At 41.2% G+C, this 22,406-nt stretch carries 14 protein-coding genes; 6 read left to right on the plus strand and 8 right to left on the minus strand.

What is annotated here, in order from left to right:
- Positions 1-100: 100 nt before the first annotated feature.
- Positions 101-2,536 (minus strand): M4 family metallopeptidase, encoded by a 2,436-nt coding sequence (locus BLR32_RS15570; protein ID WP_176842302.1) that lies wholly within the window; start codon positions 2,534-2,536, stop codon positions 101-103.
- A 458-nt stretch (positions 2,537-2,994) separates the two neighbouring features.
- On the opposite strand from BLR32_RS15570, the gene BLR32_RS15575 reads away from it, so the two are divergent.
- Entirely contained in the window at positions 2,995-4,041 is a 1,047-nt protein-coding gene (locus BLR32_RS15575) for a WD40/YVTN/BNR-like repeat-containing protein (RefSeq protein ID WP_089833340.1), read from the plus strand.
- A gap of 145 nt (positions 4,042-4,186) precedes the next feature.
- Here the strand turns inward: BLR32_RS15575 and BLR32_RS15580 are convergent, their stop codons facing one another.
- The 5 genes from BLR32_RS15580 to BLR32_RS15605 form a co-directional block, all read right to left on the minus strand.
- Positions 4,187-7,372, minus strand: a complete 3,186-nt coding sequence (locus BLR32_RS15580) for a T9SS type A sorting domain-containing protein (protein ID WP_089833342.1) — start codon at positions 7,370-7,372, stop codon at positions 4,187-4,189.
- Between the two features lie 567 nt (positions 7,373-7,939).
- Complete coding sequence (locus BLR32_RS15590) at positions 7,940-9,217, minus strand: hypothetical protein (protein ID WP_089833346.1); 1,278 nt, start codon at positions 9,215-9,217, stop codon at positions 7,940-7,942.
- Positions 9,218-9,610: 393 nt separating this feature from the next.
- Entirely contained in the window at positions 9,611-10,360 is a 750-nt protein-coding gene (locus BLR32_RS15595) for a phosphatase PAP2 family protein (RefSeq protein ID WP_089833348.1), read from the minus strand.
- 133 nt (positions 10,361-10,493) lie between these two features.
- Positions 10,494-11,315 (minus strand): DUF4249 domain-containing protein, encoded by an 822-nt coding sequence (locus BLR32_RS15600; RefSeq protein ID WP_089833350.1) that lies wholly within the window; start codon positions 11,313-11,315, stop codon positions 10,494-10,496.
- Positions 11,316-11,344: 29 nt separating this feature from the next.
- A complete protein-coding gene (locus tag BLR32_RS15605) occupies positions 11,345-13,720 on the minus strand; it encodes a TonB-dependent receptor (RefSeq protein ID WP_089833352.1) in 2,376 nt (791 codons plus the stop codon).
- A gap of 398 nt (positions 13,721-14,118) precedes the next feature.
- Here BLR32_RS15605 and BLR32_RS15610 point away from each other — a divergent pair, with 398 nt between their 5' ends.
- Together BLR32_RS15610 and BLR32_RS15615 are read left to right on the plus strand one after the other, a co-directional pair.
- Positions 14,119-15,165, plus strand: coding sequence for a sensor histidine kinase (locus BLR32_RS15610; protein WP_089833354.1), 1,047 nt, complete (start codon positions 14,119-14,121; stop codon positions 15,163-15,165).
- Position 15,166: 1 nt separating this feature from the next.
- Positions 15,167-15,889: a LytR/AlgR family response regulator transcription factor gene (locus BLR32_RS15615; RefSeq protein ID WP_089833356.1), complete on the plus strand. Its 723-nt coding sequence runs from the start codon at positions 15,167-15,169 to the stop codon at positions 15,887-15,889.
- A gap of 253 nt (positions 15,890-16,142) precedes the next feature.
- Here the strand turns inward: BLR32_RS15615 and BLR32_RS15620 are convergent, their stop codons facing one another.
- Positions 16,143-16,493, minus strand: a complete 351-nt coding sequence (locus tag BLR32_RS15620; protein ID WP_089833358.1) for an EthD domain-containing protein — start codon at positions 16,491-16,493, stop codon at positions 16,143-16,145.
- 109 nt (positions 16,494-16,602) lie between these two features.
- Between BLR32_RS15620 and BLR32_RS15625 the strand changes: the two genes are divergently transcribed.
- The 3 genes from BLR32_RS15625 (at position 16,603) to BLR32_RS15640 (ending at position 18,499) form a co-directional block, all read left to right on the plus strand.
- Positions 16,603-16,974: a winged helix-turn-helix transcriptional regulator gene (locus BLR32_RS15625; protein ID WP_089833360.1), complete on the plus strand. Its 372-nt coding sequence runs from the start codon at positions 16,603-16,605 to the stop codon at positions 16,972-16,974.
- A gap of 155 nt (positions 16,975-17,129) precedes the next feature.
- On the plus strand, positions 17,130-17,402 hold the full coding sequence (locus tag BLR32_RS15630; RefSeq protein WP_089833362.1) for a hypothetical protein: 273 nt from the start codon (positions 17,130-17,132) through the stop codon (positions 17,400-17,402).
- 578 nt (positions 17,403-17,980) lie between these two features.
- Positions 17,981-18,499, plus strand: a complete 519-nt coding sequence (locus BLR32_RS15640; RefSeq protein ID WP_089833366.1) for a hypothetical protein — start codon at positions 17,981-17,983, stop codon at positions 18,497-18,499.
- A 396-nt stretch (positions 18,500-18,895) separates the two neighbouring features.
- Here BLR32_RS15640 and BLR32_RS15645 read toward each other — a convergent pair whose 3' ends face one another.
- Positions 18,896-21,994 (minus strand): error-prone DNA polymerase, encoded by a 3,099-nt coding sequence (locus BLR32_RS15645; protein WP_089833368.1) that lies wholly within the window; start codon positions 21,992-21,994, stop codon positions 18,896-18,898.
- Positions 21,995-22,406: the final 412 nt, after the last annotated feature.

Consider the following 22,406-nt stretch of genomic DNA (forward strand, 5'->3'; position numbering starts at 1 on the left):
CAAACGATAATAAACAAAAACGCCGGAGATTTAATCTCCGGCGTTTGTCATCGTGCCCGGTAGCGATAAGTTTTTAAGCCGATTATATTCGATTACACTATTATTGACCAATAATTAGCTGCTGTCTTTCTTTAGTTTTATCGTAATCTATTTCTAAATAATAAACGCCTATTCTCAGTCCACCGACATTAAGCTGAGCATTATTTACATTAGCGTATTTCTGTTTTCTTAACAAATTCCCCATTTGATCGTAAATACTGATGCTGGTGATCTGCGGAGCCACTGTTGCTTTTTGAGCCATTGGATCTGTATTCGATTTCGGCTGTATATTCACAGTACTGACTGCAGGATTAGGTGATACTGTAAAAACCAGGGAACGCGGACAGGAACTGTAAACTGTTACACCATCACGTACTGTCTCACCACAGGCGTTAGTAGCTGTAATATTGACGCCACCGCCACCATATACACTCACATAGGAGGATGGAGAGCTACTGCTATATATATTAATTGAGCTGCCGGATGTAGGTGTGGAGGTCCATGAATAATTACTAAGAGGCATATTGGGAGAGCAGTTGACCATCCAGCCCTGCCATGCACCATTACATGGTCCGCTCTGGGTAGAGGTAATATTCATCCTTGATACTGTACTTACAGCCTTTGTAGCAAAAATACAGTTCGGCAAGCTGGCGGTAAGCGTAAAATTGCCTGGGGAAGTCTTCGTTAAGGTCACGGAATTACCTGAGGCATTAAGGGTAACGTACCCGGCAGGTGCAACAGTCCATGTAACTGTTTGTCCGGCTGGTACACCGCTTACTGTATAAGTGGAGGATGAACAGAAGGCTGCTACGCCGGAAATTACCAGATTCGCATTAGGTGGCGCGGCACCTATACCAACAGCATACCAGGCATCGGTGACTGCTTTCACCTGACAACTACCGGCGCCATATAACTCGGTAGCGGCATTGATGGTAGCTGTTCGTGCGTCAGCATACTGGCTTTGCGACTGGAGTTTACCAGTAGATTCTGCGTTCCATATAATATCAGCAGCAATTGAGATTCCCTGACCTGTTACGGAATAGCTATTCCCAAGGTCATTGGTGCCACTGCCACCCTGACTTAAAAGATAAAACCAGTGACTGAGTACAGTACTGTTTTTATGCGGTTCATTATTATAGTCCCAGTAGGTGCCATGGTAGGTATCAGGATAAGATAATGAATTGGGATCAATCATAGAGCGAAGGCAGGGTTGTCCGTTTTTCATGATTTCATCTCCTATCAGCCAGGTTTGTTTATAAGGTGTTGCATAGTATTCTATTACCGCACCCCATATGTCGCTGAGGCCTTCATTCATTGCCCCTTGTTCGCTGAAACCACCTGGAAGAGCGGCAGTAAACTGACAGATGCCATGTCCTATTTCATGGGCGATTACATCAAGCGAGGTGACTGCTTTAAATTGAGTAGTTCCATCCCCGTAAGTCATACTATGCATGGTAGGGTCCCAGAATGCATTGTCATTGTTGGAAAACTGGGAGTTTATTCCGTGCAGATCTGCATGTACATAACCAAATAATGTACCGCCCAGATTATCATAACTATTCCGGCCCCTCACAGAGGCCCAGTAGTCAAACACTTTCTCCGTACCCCAGTGAACATCATGACCGGCATTGGCGGTGGTCCAGCCGGTACCTCCATTACTAAAGTCTGCCGCTGCCGAATAGTTGCTTCCGTTTTGCATGTCCAGTGTCTGTATCTGTGCACTGAGTGAACCAACAGTTCTGGTTTCTCTAAGACGGTAACCTCCGGTGTAGGAGTCGAGGGTAACACTTTGCCAACCATTGTACAAGGTCGTGACAAATCCGGGGGTATTCGCGTCCATGATTAGTTGCTCCTTTCCAATCACATTTCCGGTAATAGCATCTACATATACGTTGTTGTCACTCAACGGCGCTACCGCATAGATGTGAAATTTGTAAGCCAGCCGGAACGAGTGGGTGATACTGTCATCCTTGATGATTACCAGTTCTCCTTTAGGGTAAAGGGTTGCTTTGGGATCTTTAGCTACTTCCTGATACCTTTTTTGAGTGAATTCATCTTCCCATCCGTAGGTCCTGGCATGAATAAAACCCAGTGCATTTTTCAGGGCAGTTTTTTCATCCACCTTCACCTGCACTGAGGGTTTGCCGATGTCCTGAAAGAAGCCATTAGCTGATTCAATGATACCATTCTGTGAATGTACAGCATAGGTACCGGTGGGTACTTTGTACCCCTTATAATACTGCTGATAAAGGCGATGATCACGGTCTTTATCTGTAATCACCTTATCAAGTCGCAGACTATCGCCTAATGACATCTTCAGGGTTTGTTTCATGAAATCCTGTGCGTTCGCAACTGGTTGAGGGCGTTTTTTTGTGTCCAGGCGCATAAATTTCACCTTACCGTTGCTGGCGGTATCCATTTGCAGGATACCCTGTTGCGCCCATAAACTTGTCTGTAATAGCATGAGGCATGCGATGAGTGTAAATTTGCTCTTCATAAGTGGAATATTCATTGAGGGTTAAAAATAAGGTCCTTAAGGCTTCGTAATAGGTATAACAACAATCGCTAACGTGGCATAACGTAACTAATATAACGAATAAATCGGAATTACAATTTATTTCAAGATATTTTTGTATGCCATTCATAGTGATTTCAAGAACCAGGCTGCATTATTATACTCCATACTAAAAGCCACGCGGACCAGAGAGATAAACAAGGTTAGTATCAACCCGAACAGGCATTTGCGTTCCCAGGGAGGAGGTTTCGGCTACCAAACACAGTATTTACAGTTTATTTACAAAGGTTACATTTTTATTTACAATCCAATTCCCATCAGCCGAAAAATATCAAAGTAGTTTTGCTGAATCAACTTTGATAGCATATGAAAAATAACTGCCCTACCTGCTATTTTATGTTGATTATTAATCACTATGTTTTACTCTAAATTTTAAAAAAATGAAAAGATTATTTGTGTTTGTCCCGGCTGGGCTTCTGGTATTATTTCTATTAAATTCTTTTGTGCTAAAAGAAAGGGATGCGGCCAAAGTAATTAGAAATAAATCAGCGCTTGTAAATATCGTTTTCAAATCTACCGATGGAGGACAAACATGGCAGGACATCAGCAAAGGGCTGCCAGAAAATTTGCGGGAAGATGGTATCAAGGGAAATAGGTTCTTTGCAAATGATAAAGGGCTGTTTTTAAGGATTGGAAACGGACTCTATCACAGTACACCAAATGCCACAGCGCCTTTTTGGACCAAAGAGATTCTCCCTGACGGAGATAGCAGCATGTCCTCTGGTAAGTCCGGGGTATCTGCCTTCAATTACTGGGGGGTAAATTTGAAAACAACAAGCGGAACGAGTGTATGGTCGCCGATATTCGAAAATTATCACGAGCCACGAATACGCAGCGTTTTCGAAACAGCCGCAGGTGCAATTTTTCTCGGCACTGACAGAGGCTTTTTTAAAACTACTAACAATGGACAAACCTGGAAACATGTTCATACCGGAGACCTGGTAGGGCATTTGGCAGAGTTGGATGGTGTACTGGTGGCGATCAGTATGAGAAAGATAATAAGATCGACCGATAATGGCGAAAACTGGTCGGTGGTGAGCAGTGGTGACGGTGTGGCTTTCGATGTAAAACAGATCAAAGGTGGATTCGCTGCTATCACTTCCAGTTCGGCGTCTGATACCAGGGGGCTAAGCACGTCCTATGACGGTGGTAAAACCTGGCAGCCCATTGATGCCGGCCTTCAGGACAAAGTTTTTATTGATTCAATATGGCGGACCTGGAATGATCGCCCTAATATGCAAGCCTTTATGACTCCCATTATCCAGGTTGGTGAAAACTTCTTTTGTGCTCATCCTGACGGCATTTTCAAATCGTCAGACAAGGGAAAAACATGGACATTATTACTTCCTTCTATAGAAAAGAAGGTCTTCAATGTATTTGTTTCAGGCAACGTGATCTATGCCATACCCAGCAAGGGAGGATGTTGAAAACTTAGGTTAACATTTGTTCCATGGCGGACTCAGAAGAGTATGGAAAAAGAAAGGTCGGAGATATCTCCGACCTTTCGGCTAGTGTGCCTGGTTATTGGGAATGCTTCCTGCGAAGCATTCCCAATAACTGATGAGAAATTTTTTATTCTACGATGAGCTTCTTGGTGAAGCTACCTGCATTCGAAATTATCCGCACTATGTAGAGCCCTGTCTTAAGCTGCGAATTGATCTGTATCCTGTTACCACCCTGAGCATTCCTTGTATAAACCAATCTGCCCAGGTTATCATAAATACTTACGACAGCATTTTTTGCAGATCCCGGAAGAAGGATCATAAACTGTCCGCCATTGGAGGGGTTTGGATACAGGCTAACGGCATCCTCATTGATTATGTTCGCCTGCAATGCCATTCTGGCTCCCTGGTCCGGAACGAACGGGGAGAGATAGTTTCCGGCGATCACCTGTTGTGTAATGCCGGGGCCCTGCCAGGCTACAGCTACATTATCTCCTCCACTGGCTTCCTTCTGAAGCACTTCGATGTAATATTTTTGGCCGGCAGTGAGGTTAATGGTAACAGACTGCTGTGTGCTGTACTTATTCCATTCTCTCGAATTCGTCCATCCGCTCACGTAAGCGATCCTGGATGCGTTAGCCGGGTTCTCATTGGTGCTCAGGTATAGCTCGGTGTTATCATCGCCCGCTACCCAGAAGGTGTAGCTTCCGGTTGCAGACGGATAGATATATCCGCGGATCCTTGCTCCATAGTTATCTGCCCAGTTTGTGGGGCCCTCCAGGCTGGTGAGCTGCCCACTGCCGGTAGGGTTGTTTGGATAATTGGCGCTGGAGGTCAGGTTGCTGATAGCAGTTCCGCTGATTCCCGTCCAGTATTCTCTCAGTATAGAACCGGTAACAGTGAGGCTAAAGGCCTGCGAGCTTTGACATCCGCCGCTATTGGTATAGGTGGCCACATAGTTACCTGCCTGGTTCGCCTGGATATTCGAAATGCCTGCTTCACGGGTAGTAGCAGTAAAATTATTCGGCCCACTCCAGCTCCACGATCCTCCCTGCACAGGCTGCGGGCCAAACAGCACACTGCCACCTGTACTTAAAGAAGCGCTGGCTGTCTGCTGCCAGCTTCCGCCATTAAGCTGTACGTACGGAGTAATGGCAGAAGGCGTACAAGCTCCTGATTCGATAGAAACCAGACCTCGTCCTACTGTACTCATATATACACGTCCGAATACGTTCATATCTCCCATTACAAAATTGCCGTTCCCCGGACCACCCCACTCATGGGCGTCGTCGTTTATGCGTGTCCACGAAGCGCCTTGGTCTGTGGAACGGAAAATACCTTTAACTCCGCCAACAGTTCCCCAAATATAAACGGCAGGATAGGTAGCCCCCGTTGCGGCTTTACCAAATCCAACAGCTCCGCAATAAGTAACATTGGAAACAGTCGTCCAGGAAGTTCCATTATTTGTAGTATACGTTAGTCCATTCGACAGTGCCACCCACACATGTCCTTCATTACCGGGAACAGCCCTCGCACGACGTGAACCACCTGAACCGGGATTGGATGACGATGCGGTAAAACTTACACCTTTGTTGGTACTTACTAGTAGCTGTCCGCTACCGGGATTATAAATGTAAAATTTATTGGCATTTACGTAATCTGCTATTGGATGAGCATCCTGAACGTTAGTAACTCCTGTACTTGTCCATGATCCTCCATTATTTGTTGAATAATAAGTTGTACTTCCGCCGCCTGGACAATGAAGTGTCGTATTTCCATCCGCTGACAATGCTACTTTACCATAACCGCCGCCATTAGTAGCAGCTGCCGGCGTCCAGCTTGTCCCCTGATCGGTAGAGTAGTATAATTTATCCGTAGCTCTTACTACTTTATTGATATTATTTGCGGCAAAGGCTATACCGTTATTAGAAGTAACGGTAGGAGTATGTACCTGTGCCGGATAAGCATAAACATCTGAATACGCTGCTCCATATTGGTCTCCTACTGCTGAAATAAATTTACCACCAGGAATACTTATGGCATCAAGTACAACCGTTTCTTCCATTCCCTTTACATCAAATTTCCAGGAAGTGGTGGATGCATTGATATCATCGCAGGTAAAAAGTCCATTACCAGATATGACCCTTACTCTGGCGGTATTTAAAGGATCAAAGTCAATGCTGCCTGTCCAATGTATCCCACGGCTGGTGATCCAATCAATGCCATTGGTGTTTAGCGTACTTGTGGACGACAACTTTGAGGTCCAGGTACTTCCCCCGTCGGTAGATAAGAAAATAAAATCTGCCCATGTGTTGCCAAACTGGTTGTTATTCCAGACGTTGGTAGTTGAAGCAATAATCCTGTTAGTGTTTGCCGGATCAACACATATGCCGCTATAAGGATAATTATTCCCATTTGGAGTGATGTTGGTCCAGGTTCCCGTAGCGGTAGCAAGTTTGTAAACTCTTCCGCTGCTACCGTTTGATGGCCCCTCAGCATCCGCCATTGCCACATATAAAGTAGAATTATCAGACGATAAAACAGCCCTATGGGGCATAAATGAATTGTCGGGCTGAATTGCAGTGAAAGTGCTGCCTCCGTCGGTACTCTTATATATATTATTGCCTCCGGTGCGGGAAACTCCTATATAAATAGTTTTGGTAACTCCTCCCGAAACACTGGAAGGGTCAAACACTACAAAGCAGATTCCGTTCCCATTGCTTGTTGTTGTTACTCCATTCCAGGCCAGGGTCCAGCTGGAGCCTCCGTTGGTACTTTTCCATAAACCATTTGCTCTTGTGCCGCAAAAAAGGATGTTACTGTTATTAGGATCCACTGCCAGGCGTTCTCCGTTGGATCTTCCCAGTCCATTTCCATGAGCAGTGAATTGTGAGGTTACTACCACTTCAGTAAATGTATTTCCCTTATCTGTGGATTTCAAGATCGCTGTTTTTCCTCCGTTAAAGTAAGAAGTTCCTGCAAGGATATATAGATTGTTTGCATTCTGAGGATCCAGCGCCAGCGCTTCCACCCCCTGGTATGTAGTTTGATCCTCTGAAGTCCAATCGAGTAAAGGAAGCCATTTTGAATTTACTGCATCCCAACGGTAAGCGCCTCCAACATCTGTGCGGCAGTAAATATCGCCTGATGTTTTATGACTTATAATTCCTGATACAAAACCGCCTCCACCCAAGGCTACATTACCAAAGGTTTGTCCAATCAGTTTTGTTTGTGAAAAGCAAAAAAGAATCAGCAAAAAGGCCCCTAAAAATCGTGGTCGACAATAAAAAGGGCTGAAATCGTTAGTTTTTGTCATAAATATGGTTTTTTAATAATGAATGTGGTTTATAGTGCTTCTCTCGTTGCAAAGGTTGATTTAATAGATCTTGAGGCGCGCCAGGCTGCCTGACGAACGATCTGACGATATGACATTACATGGAAATAGACCAGGGAAGGTTATCGGCAGTAAACATATTTTCATAACGGGCAATTCTCTCTTTATTGAGTGCTGTAAAACTACCGGATGTTCTTTGAGGGCAAGGCGGTTAAATGTTACAGATTGTGGTAACAAATGTTGCAGCCCCGGATTTTTATACGATTTTTCCGGTTAAACTCCTTTTAGGGTCCTTTACAAATTATGAAGGAGTCAACAAAATTCTTTCTTCTAAAGACTGGCTGAAAATTTCGGAGCTATTGAACCCGGCTTATATGCAATTTTGGCACTGGAGATACCACTTTTCCGGTAACCGGAGGGCTATTTCAAACGGATGGAGCATGTGGTCACCAAAGCAGAATGCCCCGAAAAACGGGGCATTCCAGGTCTTATTTTGTCTACCAATATTCAAATTGTTGTGAAAGAATAGTTTAGATGGTAGGTAGGTTTTTATTTGACTTCCAAACTAAACTGGCTATATTCTCCCCTGGCGTTTTTCTTCACGATCGTATGCATACCTTTATACAGCAACAAAGGGCGTACATGTTTATTATCAACATAAACCACGTCAGTAGCTATAGCATTTTCGTGCTCCTTCTTCAATTCTCCGGGGTTATAAGCACTGAATACACAACCACAATCTTTCATTAGTGCGGGTTTTAACCAGGTGACTACCCTCTTTTCTACGTCCTTAAACAGAAAGCCAGGGCGCCCGAGGGAGTCCTTAAAGCTGGCATTGAAAATGGAATAATCTACCGGGTAGAAGTCACCATAGTAATTCCAGGTCCTTTTAGTTATATTGTCGACTAATACAAAGGCCTCAGCCCTGCGGATCGTGTCATTGGTCAATGTATCAATAACAATTTGTTTTTCATTTAACTCTGTCTGATCGATGGTAAGGACATCTTCATAATTGAGGAGCCGGCGTAACTGGCTGCCCATCATCGGACCCGACTCATTGATGTGAGCATAGCCGGCATGAATGATAAACCTTGATTTTGGATTGGCACGGATAACTGCCAGAATATTTTTCGCCTGTTGTTGTTCCCTTAATGATGTAAATACATTTTGTATTACTTCCCCTTTCTCATTTTTTATAATCATTGCGGAATCCCTGGGTTGATAACTAATATATTTCATAGAACCATTTTTGTCAAGCACGACGCTGTCGTCCCATGTAGGCCGTACTATATACTCATAGGCCCTGACTTTATAACCCTTCTTTGCCGCATACCTGATCAGCGAGGCATAAGTCGGTTCATTCAGAAAATGGCCTTCGTCTTTTACAGGATAAGCTCTTTTATCCAACTGGTTGTTGGGCAGGATACCTTCCGCAAGGAAAACATTATAGCCCTGTTGATATAAGGCACTTAAAAGCGATTTAGTAAATAGTCTATGCTGCGGGCGGTAATGTGCTTCATTGATCAATATGATTCGATGTTTCGCTGCTTCTCTGAGAATAAGTTCGCGGGCATCAAGAACATGCTTATTATGAAGCGTAATTCGAACAGGAGCCTTTGGTGTAACGATCGAATCTTCATATACCATACTTTCATGGTAATATCCCGCAACTGACAACGCGGACAGATTCGTTTCTGCAGCAGCAGGCGACCTGTTGTTCCGCGTGATAATGGAGTCTGCAAAATCATAGCAGGGATTGCCAGATTCGTGCTGATCTGCCGATAATGAAATGATAAGACAAAGAAGAGGAATGATAACGAGTTTCATTGGTGTGGTTTATATTTAAAACCTGCACTGATATATTCAGCTTGGTTGTTTTTATAATACAGTACCAAACGATCCTCCGATTCCGGGAATAACGCCATCATCAACAACATATGAGAAAATCCCGTGATCGTGACATTCGTTTAAGATCAGGGAATAAGGAAATAGTCGCTATGAGTTGCACGAATTGGGGATGTTGGTCGATAATCATGAGTAATCCTGTAAATTAACGGACCGACTATTGAAATAGTATATTTTTTGGTAATAACTTTTATATATACACTCCGCTACCGGCACTTAAAATGCAGTTCATAAGTATTGCATGACCTCCCAATTGATCATCGTTTAATTGCCAATGTACCTTTTATTGGGGAGTCTACAGTTTAGTTGCTAATATCAGAATATCATTGATAATCCCAACCCATATTCCCTTCCATTATAAAATGGCATAACCATACCATTTAGGTCATCTTTATCTTTAAAAAAAGTTTTTTTAACAAATGGATGTACCCAATAAGCGATTTTGGTACTTAAGATCCCTATCCCTGCACCGGTGGCAACATCGGTAAGCCAATGCTTTTCATTGGTCATTCTTAAAAGCCCTGTACCTGTAGCGACCACATAGCCTGTGATACCGTACCAAAACGATACATCTTTATATTCCTGATATAAAAATTCAGCTCCCAAAAAAGCGTTAGCAGTGTGTCCAGAAGGGAATGACCTGGTGTTCGACCCGTCTGGTCTCTCTACATTTGAAGTATTTTTAATGATGCTAATTGAGGACCCCATAATGATGTAGGCCGTTGCCATCAGGATGGTTCTGTCTTTAAAATTATTCTTTCCATGGATACCGAACGCATTTAAGGCATATACAGATAGGGACGGCGCGTATTGAGTAAAATTGTCAATTTTAACTTTTCTAAAATGTTGCGCTCTCAACTCCATTCTTATACTGGTATTAACATCTTTCAAAGCAGGGCTTGCAAGGCCAATAACGCCATATCCGATCAAAACAGTTGGAATGATGAGCGATCTGTATTTGAGTCGGACGTCGCCTTTGTGATCTGTTGAGTCAATTAAAGCGTTCTGTCCATTAACCCTTAAGGCGGAAAGGAATAGGAAAAGGACAATTATTATCTTACTCATTTTTTACCTAATTACGCATAGCATACTGTGTCGCTAAGCATTATGATATTGCTTAACGTGCTCTAATTATTGAGTGAGCGAAGTTTCGATCAGGCAGATGACCTGTGACCTTTACTCCGCTCACTAAACCTGGTTATTTGATCGTATAGCTTTTAGTAGCTACTTCTGCCAGCCTGAAGTATCCCAAAGCGTAATTTTTGCTATTGGTCTGATTGACAATATTTCCGCGAACGGCACTTGGTATAGTAGGGAAAGGATTACCATCATTACCCGAAGCCACTATCAATTTGAACATGTAGTTGTAATAGTTTTTCGAAATCCCGTACAGTTTAATGTCTACCTGGTCCCCTGTCTTTAATTTTTCATGCGAATACGATTCCTGATTTAAATTACCGTTGGTGTGTTCATCGTCTTCAACTTCCAGTTCGGGAAACACTGAATGAGGCTGGGTAATGCTGTTCAGATAAGAATTATTCTGATTGGCATCATCCTGATAGTAAAATGTTATCTCGATCTCATCACCGGCCTCGCCTCCCTTGTTATTCTGATCAATGTTATCCTCGATCTTAGAGACTGGGGTAAAGGTTTCTGAGGCGGTGTAGGTTTCTCCGTTCAAAACGATCTTTAAGTTATAGGTCTGGCCGATAACAGGAACAAAATTGCTGCAGATGTATTGCCCTGTTCCGGGCGTTTCTACAAAGTTAAAAACAGTATTTTCCGCGTTGGTTACCGTAATCACTGCTCCCGAAACACCCGGGAATTCGGAACTGTAATAACCAGTTGTTGTCGACAATACGATCTTCTGTTCATTGCCCGCGGTATTTTTTACCCAGTCAATAGAGGCATCCACAACCAGTCTTGGCGCTGCTGTTTTAAGATCCGTAGTAATAACCTTCTCGCATCCTGTTACAAGCAATGCTACAAATGGTACGAGCATTATTTTAAGTAGTTTCATGTGTATCGTTTTAAAGTTGGACGGTTGTTTTAAAGTTTCACGTTGTAAGCTACGCTTGGAACAATGCCGAAAATGGATATTCTTCTTGTCTCGCTTCTTCCTGTTTCTTCTTTCTGTCTGAAAGAGTAGGATGCCGCGTTGTTCCTGTTGTAAAGATTGTAGATGCTGAAATTCCACTCTCCCTGCCACCCTGTTTTCTTGTTGGGTTTAGGTGTGTAGGTCGCAGAGACGTCTAAACGGTGGTAAGCAGATAAAGAATTCTCATTTCTTGCGCCGTAACTCGCAACAGTAACACCCTGGTATAGATATTTTCCATTGGGGAATGTCGCTGCTTTTCCTGTTTGAAAATTGAGAATAGCTCCAAAAGACCATTTCGGACTTACTGAATAAGCGCCTGTAACAGATAGATTATGCAATTTGTCATAATTCGCCCTGTACCATTCTCCGTTGTTGATGCCCGGCTCATCTGCATTTCTGCCCGGTGTTCTTTGTTGCGCTTTAGAAAGTGTATAGGAAACCCAGCCGGTCAGCTTACCTGTATTTTTTTTCAACATCAGTTCCAGGCCATAAGCCCTTGCTTCGCCATTCAAAAGCACTCTTTCTATAGCATCGATCCCTAACAGATCTGCGCCGTCGATATAATCTGCCTTATTCTTTATCTTTTTATAGAATGTTTCAGCTTCCAGAGAATACCTGTCGTCTTTGAAATTGTGGAAGTAGCCCAGTGCTACCTGGTCCAGGATTTCTGGTTTAAGGTATTTGTCAGATGGGGCCCATATATCAAGCGGGCTTGCAGATGCGGTATTAGAGATCAAATGAACATACTGGCTCATTCTATTGTAGCTCGCCTTTATAGAATTATCATTGTTTAGCGAGTAAGCAATGGCGAACCTTGGTTCCAGGTTGCCGAAGCTGGCTATTTTTTTATTTTTCTTATAGTTGATCGTTCCGGTTGGATCAGCCTCTTCATAAATATGAAAATCCTTATTGTAAATGACCGGCTGATCATTGGCATAGGTATAGACTTCCTGCGCGCCTACTCTTTGGAAGTTGCTGTAGCGGAGTCCATAATTCACAGATAATTTATCGCTGAGGCGTTGGTCGGCACTGATATATGCTGCATTTTCATAAGCGTACTTTTTGGCTAACTGGTCCGGATTGATTGCTGAACTCACTCCATACGGCTTGATCGTTCCGGGATTGAAATCGTAATAAATTGCGTTAATACCGTAGTTTAAAGTGAGGTTATTCGAAGCATAATGTTTGAAATCATATTTGAAATTGTAATTTTTTACCTCTGCTTTCCAGTCCATACCGATGGTCTTGATCTTGATCTGGTAGTCATAGTCACTGTAAATTGCAGATGCATTGGAGAATATCTTATTGGAGAATATATGGTTCCATCTGAGATTGAAAAGTCTGTTACCATAGGTGTTGATAAAACTGTTATTGAAATTCAGGTTGTCAGTGCCAAAGTATCCTGAAACAAATACGTTGTTCTTATCATTGAATTTGTAATTGAACTTGGTGTTCAGATCGTAGAAATAGGCTGAATTGGGTTCATTGGCCAATTTTAAAAAAAGATGGGCATACGATCCTCTTCCCGCGACAACGAAAGAGCTTTTACCCTTAGCGATAGGACCCTCAACAAGCAATCGGCTGGAAACTAATCCGATCCCGCCGTTAACATGGAACTTCTGGTTGTTTCCTTCTTTTTGATAAATATCCAGTACCGATGATATACGTCCTCCGAAATTAGCGGGTATGCCGCCCTTGTATAGTTTCAGGTCTTTGATCACATCTGCGTTGAAGACAGAAAAGAAACCGAATAGATGCGAGGTATTATAAACAACGGCTTCATCAAGCAATACCAGGTTTCCATCAACAGATCCTCCCCTTACGTTAAATCCCGTCGCACCTTCCTGGGCATTGGTTACCCCGGGAAGCTGTAAGATCGACTTCAGGACATCTACCTCACCCAAAACGGCCGGCATCTTTTTGATGGTGGCGATCGATAGTTTATTGGTACTCATTTCAGGTTTGCGGATGTTCGCTTGCGGCGTATTGGCTTTAATTAAAACTTCATCCAGCGTCTTACTGTTTTCCGTCATCCCGAAGTTCCGTTTTGTGTTTTCGGTCAGCGTGATACTTTCCTCCAGGCGATCGTAACCCACATAGCTTATGATAATGGTGTAAGTTCCTTTAGGCAATGTTGTGGAATAAAATCCGTAGGAATTGGTCGTAATACCTACTTTCGCTTCCGGAATGTAAATGCTTACGCCAATGAGTGTTTCGGTATTGGACTTGTTAGTGATCGTGCCGCTGAGGGTGACTTTTTCCTGTGAATAGGCATGGAATACCGAGGCAAAAAGGAATACCAGTATGAATAGGATTCTGCTTTTCATTTATAAAAGTTTAGAATTAAATGCTATATTTTCAGCTAAACTATATTTTTACAGAACCCGCAATTTTTATATATACGAAACGTATTTCTTAATATAGAAAAGCAGCTTTTACGTATAGTAAAATAAATACGACTTAAGATTTCAGCAAAGAAGCGATACAGAAGGCCCTCTATAGTAATAGCATGCTTCAGATCGTGTTGCAGCAAGTCTAAAGGTCAGGAGAACTGCCGGCCCGGTATATAAACACGCAAGGGATGATGAGCTGCAGGTCATTATTCAAACCCCCAAAGGCAGTATACCACCTGTAAACCTTATTTTGGTATATTATTAATGGGCTTTCGTATAGTAAGTTTTTTTATTTCTGCTGTATCACTTGATTTTGCCCTAAATTTAGCCTTATGTATAAACCTATACACAAAAAAACGATGGATGCCAATTGGATGCTTCAGTTAGTTATTTCAGAAAAATACCGGTTTCAAAGGCATCTGTTGCTGATCGCCTTTTGTATTTTGGTTTTGTATTATAGTCCGGCAGACTATGTAGAACCTTTCGAAACCTACAATCGACTGGTTATTTTTTTCGAAATAATTCTGTTGGCCTACGGTAATATGTATTTTTTCGTTCCTAAATTCCTTTTTAGAAACAAATACCTGAGCTATGGCCTCTTCTTGCTTTCAGGCATGGTCCTTTCGTATTACGCTCACGAAGTTTTTGCTGATTCGTTTGAACGGGATCTATTGCCTAACGAGGATGATGACATTAACTTTTTTACCTTTTCCTTTATGACATTAGTGCTTATTGTAGCCTCAGCCGCAGTTAAGTTTTTTCAGCGGTGGATATCTGATGCACGGCTGATCCATGATCTGGAACTGGCAAATGCCAATGGTGAACTGGAACAGCTCAAGAATCAAATCAATCCACACTTTCTTTTTAACATGCTTAATAATGCTAACGTACTAATCGAAGATGATCCTAAAAAAGCGTCTCAGGTATTGGTGAAACTAAGTGACCTCCTTCGTTATCAGCTTTATGACAGCTCCAGAGAAAAGGTTCTACTCACTTCAGAGATCCATTTCTTAGAAGACTTTCTGAACCTGGAAAAGGTCAGAAGGGATAATTTCAATTTTTTAATATCAAAGGAAGGCGAATTGAGCGGTGTTCAGGTTCCTCCCTTATTATTTATTTCATTTGTCGAAAATGCTGTAAAGCATAATAACGACGCTGCGAAATTATCCTACCTGAATTTGTATTTTGATGTATGTGATGATGAACTTTTTTTCAAATGCGTAAACTCGAAACCAGCGTTGAAAGCAGTAAGTAAATCTGGAGGATTGGGTCTGGCCAATATTAAACGACGATTAGAACTGCTGTTCCCATCTTCGCATGATTTGATAATAGAAGACAATTTGGAAACGTACTGTGTCACCTTAACTTTAAAACTATAAAATGAACTGCATAATAGTAGATGATGAGCCATTGGCAAGAAAGGCGATCGAAAAACTGGTTCATCAGACAGAAAATCTGGAAGTTATCGCATCATTTAACGGCGCAGAAGCTACTAAAGCTTTTCTGGCAACAAATGCCGTAGACCTGGTGTTTCTGGACATTCAAATGCCGGGAGTGAATGGGATAGAATTTGCAAGAACCATTCCCAAAAACACCTTAGTGGTGTTTACCACAGCTTATCACGAATTTGCTGCTGAGAGCTATGACGTCGATGCTATTGACTACCTGATCAAACCAGTAAAGCTGGAGCGCTTTCAGAAGGCGGTCGAAAAAGCAAACACGTATTGTAAATTATTCCGTACTGATCATGCCAGCAGTAATATAGAAAACATAACTACTGATTATATTTTTGTAAGATCAGAACGCAGAATATTCAAAATACATTTCAGCGATATACTTTATATTGAAGGCTTGAAAGATTATGTGATCATTTACTTAGGGAATCAAAAAGTGATCACGCTTATGAATATTAAAACTATTCATGAATTGCTTCCAAAAAGTTTTTTTGTTAGGGTCAGCAAATCGTATATCATTAACGTAAACAACATAGATTCTGTAGATAATAATACAGTTTACATAGGGAAGAACGAAATTCCGATCGGTAATATTTACCGGGATTACTTCTTTAATGAATTTGTAACGAGGAAAATTTTAAGTAAGTGATAAATTTATAAAGAAGTATGTTGGTGGGAAAGATAGCGACCAGGACAAGGAAGTATCCTGGAGAGCGCTGACTGACCTGCACGCGTTTATAGACATCGGACTAATAAATGAGCAGAGACATCCCGACAAAAGTTTGGATGTCTTTTTTATATCTTATTCTTTACGTAGCCTCGCAGAAAATAAGGCGCCGGAGAGACTAATCTCCGGCGTTTGTTATTAAATGTCGCTGACGGATTTATTATTCTACTCACTATTATGATGTCATTGCATCGACTACAATTTTTTCGTTGCAGACCAGGCTTATTACCTCATTTAACTTGAAGAAATTACTTTCGTCCGGATGTACCTTCAGTTTGTAATTTTCGCTGGAAAAAAATGCAGTGAAATCTTCCATTGAAGAGAAATAGATATCGGTAATAGCATCGTATTGAGGCGCCGGAAATCCTTCTATTTCGGTCGGGTGGGAGACTACATATTTTTTAACGTACTTTTGAGATTCAGGAATGGACATAAATAACGGCGCATGATGCTGACGATGATAGCGAGTGAATTCTTCTCTGCTCATCCCGTCATTCCGGTGAATTAGAAATGTGAATTTCAGCATGTTTTTTATTTTATATGCAAAGCTATTTTTAAGCTGACCAACAGTCAATACCGGACAATTTTATGCGGGTATTTTTACTAACGCCTCTTTCAACTAATTTTATAACTTCATGTATAAGAAGAAAACACCGATTCAAATAAATTGTGGTCTACATTTCTTTAAAGAATTATTGAATGGAAAATGGAAGTTGATGCTTATTTATTATGTTTCCCAGGGATTTCACCGGCCTAGTGAATTACAACAAAAGATACAAAATGGTGATCGCAGGGTGTTGGATAAACAGTTAGGAGAACTGGTGAATCATGGTTTTCTCGAAAAACAGGTGTACAATACAAAGGTGCCTAAAGTTGAATATAAGTTGACTCAATTAGGTAGTGACTTAGTTCCGCTTATTATAGATATGGAGAAATGGGGAGAGGAGCACAGAGAGGATCTTGAAAAAGGATTGAAGAATGATCCTAAGTTCATGGATGTCTTATAAAAGATGCTTTAGGTATTGTCAATAGCTTCGATTTGCTCTGACAGTTCGTTACCATTTCGTCTAAACAATAGCTGATGCCAAGGGCATGAGCGTATCTGACATTGAGGAGCAGATCAAAGATGTCTACAAATTTGATGTATCCGAATTAATTAGCCTTGGATCAGAACTATCGACAGTTAATAGAATTTCTACTCCCACAGGGACTTTTGGAGTATTTCGACCTTATTAAAACGACTCAATCGCCCAATGGGCTTCATATTTACCTGGAAGAGAAGGATGAGCTTCCTTCCGAATATAATGACCGTAAGCTTCATTCAAAAGGCGCACGTCAGTTGTCACTAAGGCTAGGTGAAATATTCCGGCTGAGTAAGACCAGGCAGGAAGCCTTTAAAAAGTTAGCACTCTGGCATGCAGACGTAGAAGAATGAGGGCTAGCCTCGTTTAAAACGGATCAAGTTGAAAACTTGGGGGATTGCCATCAACATATAATTTAACAAGCCTAAAAAGAAAAAAGTTTACGTCCCTCACGCTTCTCATAGCATTTCTAATTGATTTTACCTTAGCATTAAATGATTCAGCAGCCGCATTGGTAGCGCGCTGTTCTTCTTTGCTGCCCCATATTCTGAACACCCTGTTTCGCTCTATCTAAGAACCTCCAAACCGGGAAGTTTTATATCCCCCTCGCATCGCATTCCTGAACCGAATGGTTTGATAATTCGGAACTACCAGACACATCAAAATGATAGACTACACGAGACAAATAGTCTTTCCGCAGCGTTCTGATAGCTATCTGTCGGCCTACTGTCGGTTTACCATCGGCCTGGAATCGGCTTACTATTGGAGTAGTAAAATAATACCAAGAGGTTATTTAAAGGGTACCTATATATCGATTGGATATTGAAGTGACCTCTAAATACTATTGTGATGCCTGGTTGCATAACTATTTGTATATTAGTCGCACTAAGACAACAAGCTTTTGTATCTATAACCTCAAAAAACCTTTTTTATGGCCATTGTTAAAGATAATATTCTCATGCAGCTTGTACGGGGGACCCTCGGCAAGCATTACATCATCTACGAACGGAATGGGCAGATCATTATGGCGGTGAAACGCGGCCCTTCCAGGAAAAAGCCTACACAAAAACAGTTGGAAGCAAGGGAGAAGATGACCATTGCTTCGGCACGTGCGCAGGTTATGATGGCCGATCCGGAGATAAAGGCCTACTATCAGTCGCTGGCCGGGCCTGGTCAGAATGCCTACAATATGGCAGTGAAGGACGCTTACCGCAGTCCTGAAGTCCAGAATATCAGGATAGAAAAGGAGGAGGTAGTGGTGACTGCCAAAAATGAGTTCCGGGTAGCAGAAGTGGAGGTAAAGGTAATAGACGCTGAGGGTGTTATCATAGAAAGCGGTCAGGCTGTTTTGGGCAGGAATAGAGTCGATTGGTATTATAAAGCAACTGTGTTGCCTGCAGGCGGTAAAGTCATTATAATAGCGGAAAATTACCGGGGTGTCAGACGGTGAAGGAGTTGCTGCTTACATAAAACCGTCTTCACTGTTTAGGAATAGCTTCCTGCTGGTTTAGGAGTTTTGTCTGCATATTCCTGCATATTCTTCAATTTGCCAGTACAGATTATTTTGACATGTATTGCTCCCACTTTAAAAGTAGGCAGGCGTAGCCGTGTCTTCTATGTTGACTGCTGGTTGGTACGCACTTACTTTTTATTAACCATCCCCCAGGTTTTCAACTTGATCCGTCGGTACGCTTGATCCAAAACTGAAGTTGCTTATTGAGCTGCAAAACAACAACTTTTTAACCTTCCCCCCAAGTTTTCAACTTGATCCGGTAATTCTACATTCTGAAGCTGTGATTAAATACGATTCTTTAAGTGTGGCTTACGTCCGATGATTTCTTGAAGTTTATTTAAGTAAATGGCCGAATAGTTTGGTCAAATCATGTAGTTCATTCACATTGATGTGTATAATGCCATGCTTACGTGCTACTTTCCCCGTAATCATTAACAATCGCGATTTAAGTATAGTTTTTCTTTGTTTATTGAAAAGAACTCGATTCATCAATAACATTGAGAATCCAGTTTCGTCTTCCATTTTAGTAACATACAGCTCGCCCTCAGAATCTAACAAAGGTAGATCAATAATTAGCCCTGCCATTTTAACAATCTGGTTATCACTGACCTTTTCCAGTTGCCTCACTGATAAAATGTTCAAAAGATCTAACTTTTCTCGAATTAAACTAACAGGATGTTTTTTGATTAGAGGAGAAATTGTCTTATCATCATCATGCTTCATCCAATTTGAGTCCTTACGCATAGTCATAGGGAGTATTGTTGTCGTCCCTTGCACCTCATCGAACTGCTGATTCTCAAACAAACCAGCTTCCATGCTTTTGAGCATAGACACTTCATTAAGAGCCTTTAGCCGATTTAATCCGATAGATTGGAAAGCGTTCTCACTTGCCAATAACTTAATCGTAAAAACAGTAATTCCGATATTTCTGAGAGCCTGAATTCTTTTATACCCACCATTTTTTCGCCCCGCTATCAATAATTTAACATCATTATATCGAATTCCTCTAATTTGCCTGAATCCAAGTCTAAGTGATTGATATTGTCCTTCATCATGTTCCAACGTATTATCCCAAAAAGAATAATTAATATCAATTGGGTTGACTTTCACACCGCTCTTTTCCGTATCAAGTATAAGTTTTATTGACTGCCCATCATCTACTGACATGCTATTTAGCAATGATACTGAAAACACATCTGGATAATAACATTTGATCCAAGCAGCGATATATGTAAGGAAAGCATAACCGGCCGCATGATGTTCCGAAAAACTATAACTACCGAATGCCACTAATTGTTTAGCTATTTGTAAAGCATATTCCTCACAATATCCGTTATTCATCATACCTGTTACCAATTTTTCTGTCCACCAATTTGCCGTTTCTATAAACTTGTCAGATGTTACTCTCTGCCGCATTTGATTCGCTTCTCCGACAGTGAATCCAGCTGCAATTATAACCACTCTCATCATCTGTTCTTGGAACAGAGGAATGCCTAAAGTTCGACCTAATATTTCTTTCAATTCTTCGGAAGGATACTCAATTTTTTCTTCACCATTGCGGCGACGCAAATAGGGCAAGACCATATTGCCTTGAATTATACCTGGTCTTAAAATGGCGAGAGCTATTACCAAATCGTAGTAATTCGAAGGTTTAAATAAGGTGAGCAAAGAGTGCTGTGCCTGACTGTCAATCTGAAATAAACCAATCGTATCTCCATGTCCAATCATTCTATATACCTCATAATCATCAAGAGGAATATTGTTCAGACTATAATTTCTCCCATAATGTTGCTCTAGTAAGTCAAACGCCTTTCTAATACTTGTTAAAACACCAAGACTTAATATATTTATTCTTGTAAACCCCAATGCGGCGATATCATCTTTATTCCACTCAATATTAGTCCTATCCTTTGCAGATGCTCTAAGCACAGGACATAACTCAGTCAATTTTCGGTTTGTTATTATAACTCCTCCTGAATGTTGCCTAATCTGTCGCGGAAACCCTGTTATTTGGATACTTAGTGACAACACTCTCTGTAGCAACAAGTCTTCCGGGTCCAATCCCAACGCTCTTAGTTGTTTATCTTCAAATGGTCCTGTCGTAAATTGCTCAACATAAGAAGAAATCAGCTTTATAATATTATCATCTAGACACATTGCTTTGCCAACACATTGAATCGCAGTTTTCCGTTGAAACTGATTAACAGTTGCAATTATAGCTGCATGTTCCCGCCCATATTTATTATAAATATATTGGATTATTTCTTCACGACGCTCATGCTCAAAATCTATATCTATATTAATCGGAACGCGTATTTCTGACGATATAAAGCGCTCCGGTAGCAAATCGAACCAAGTTGGGTTTATAGATGTAATACCTAAACAAAAACACACCGTAGAATTAGCCGCAGAGCCTCTACCCTGATAAAAAATTTTTCTGCTCCGCGCAAAATTTACGATATCATACACTTTCATAAAAAAGTCAACATACTTCATCTCATTAAGTAACCTAAGTTCATACTTAATAGAATTTTCCACCGTTTTCGGCAAATCCACTCCGAAGATTTCTTTTGCACCATTCCAAACCGCCTGAGTAAGTTCATGATATTTGCTTTCGCTATTATTGGTAATTTCCTCTTTATAAACATGCACCAAATCATCTAGAGAAAACTGGCATGCACTTGCAATTTCAGCAGTTCGAATTATGGCATCTGGATGCTCTTTAAATAAAAACTGTATTTCCTCTTGCCTTTTCAAATAACGTTCCGCATACATTTGTAATTTAATACCAGCATCTTTTATTGTGGATTCTTCTCTAATGCATGTCAAAATAGCCTGTATTTCTTGTCGCTCAATGTTGTGATAATGTACATTATTCGTCGCAACTATTGGAATAGAAAATGAAGCCCCCAATTGAAGCAGCCAATCGATTTTAGAGTCAGCTTCAAACTTGTCTTTAGTTATTGAAAGGTATAAATCTTTTCTAAAAACTGCCTGATACTCTGCAATGTGCTTTTCAAAATCTCTTTTACATTCAAGATTCAATGTTGGAATATCTGGCGACACTATTATAAACTTCAATCCTTCCCCATGCTCATACACATCCCGCTTCATAAGATGGCATTGGCCTTTCCCTGCACGATAATTACCAATAGTAAGTAATTGAGATAATCGACTATATGCCGCCATGGTTGTTGGATAGGCCAATAAACTAGGACCGTCAATAAGATCAAGACGGCAACCCACTATAATACGAATACCTCTATCCCGCGCTGCCATATGAGCCCGAACAATACCTGCCAAACTATTACGATCGGTAATTGCTATGCTATTATAGCCGAGTGCTGCAGCGCAGCCAACTAATTCTTCCGGATGAGACGCTCCTTGAAGAAAGGAAAAATTTGAGGTTACTTGTAATTCTACATATTCCATATATCCTGCGTCATTAAAATTCAAAATAAATATGCTGTTTCAAACCCTTAGCAAAATACTAAAAATATTAGCAAATCGAATACTTGCATTAAACGAGTCTGTCAATACAGGCAGTTAAATGATTAATAATCAAATAAATTTGGTTCGTAACCGTTCCAGTTCCGGGCACAAAAAAAGCAAGACCTGCTATTAGAGCGGTCTTGCTTTTTTAGACATTTTTTCTATCATACTTATTCCTTCATAATCAAGCCATAAGGGTTCGATTCCTATTATGGTCTGTACCTATCGAGTTGTACAGCGAACACTTACGATCTTTAGTTCTGAAAAATTTCAACAGCCCTCGTTAGAATATTACAATAGCAGATGAATAACTTAATGTCAATTATATATTGTTTGCACATGCTATCAAACA

The organism is Chitinophaga filiformis, assembly GCF_900102545.1.
Taxonomy (GTDB): domain Bacteria; phylum Bacteroidota; class Bacteroidia; order Chitinophagales; family Chitinophagaceae; genus Chitinophaga; species Chitinophaga filiformis.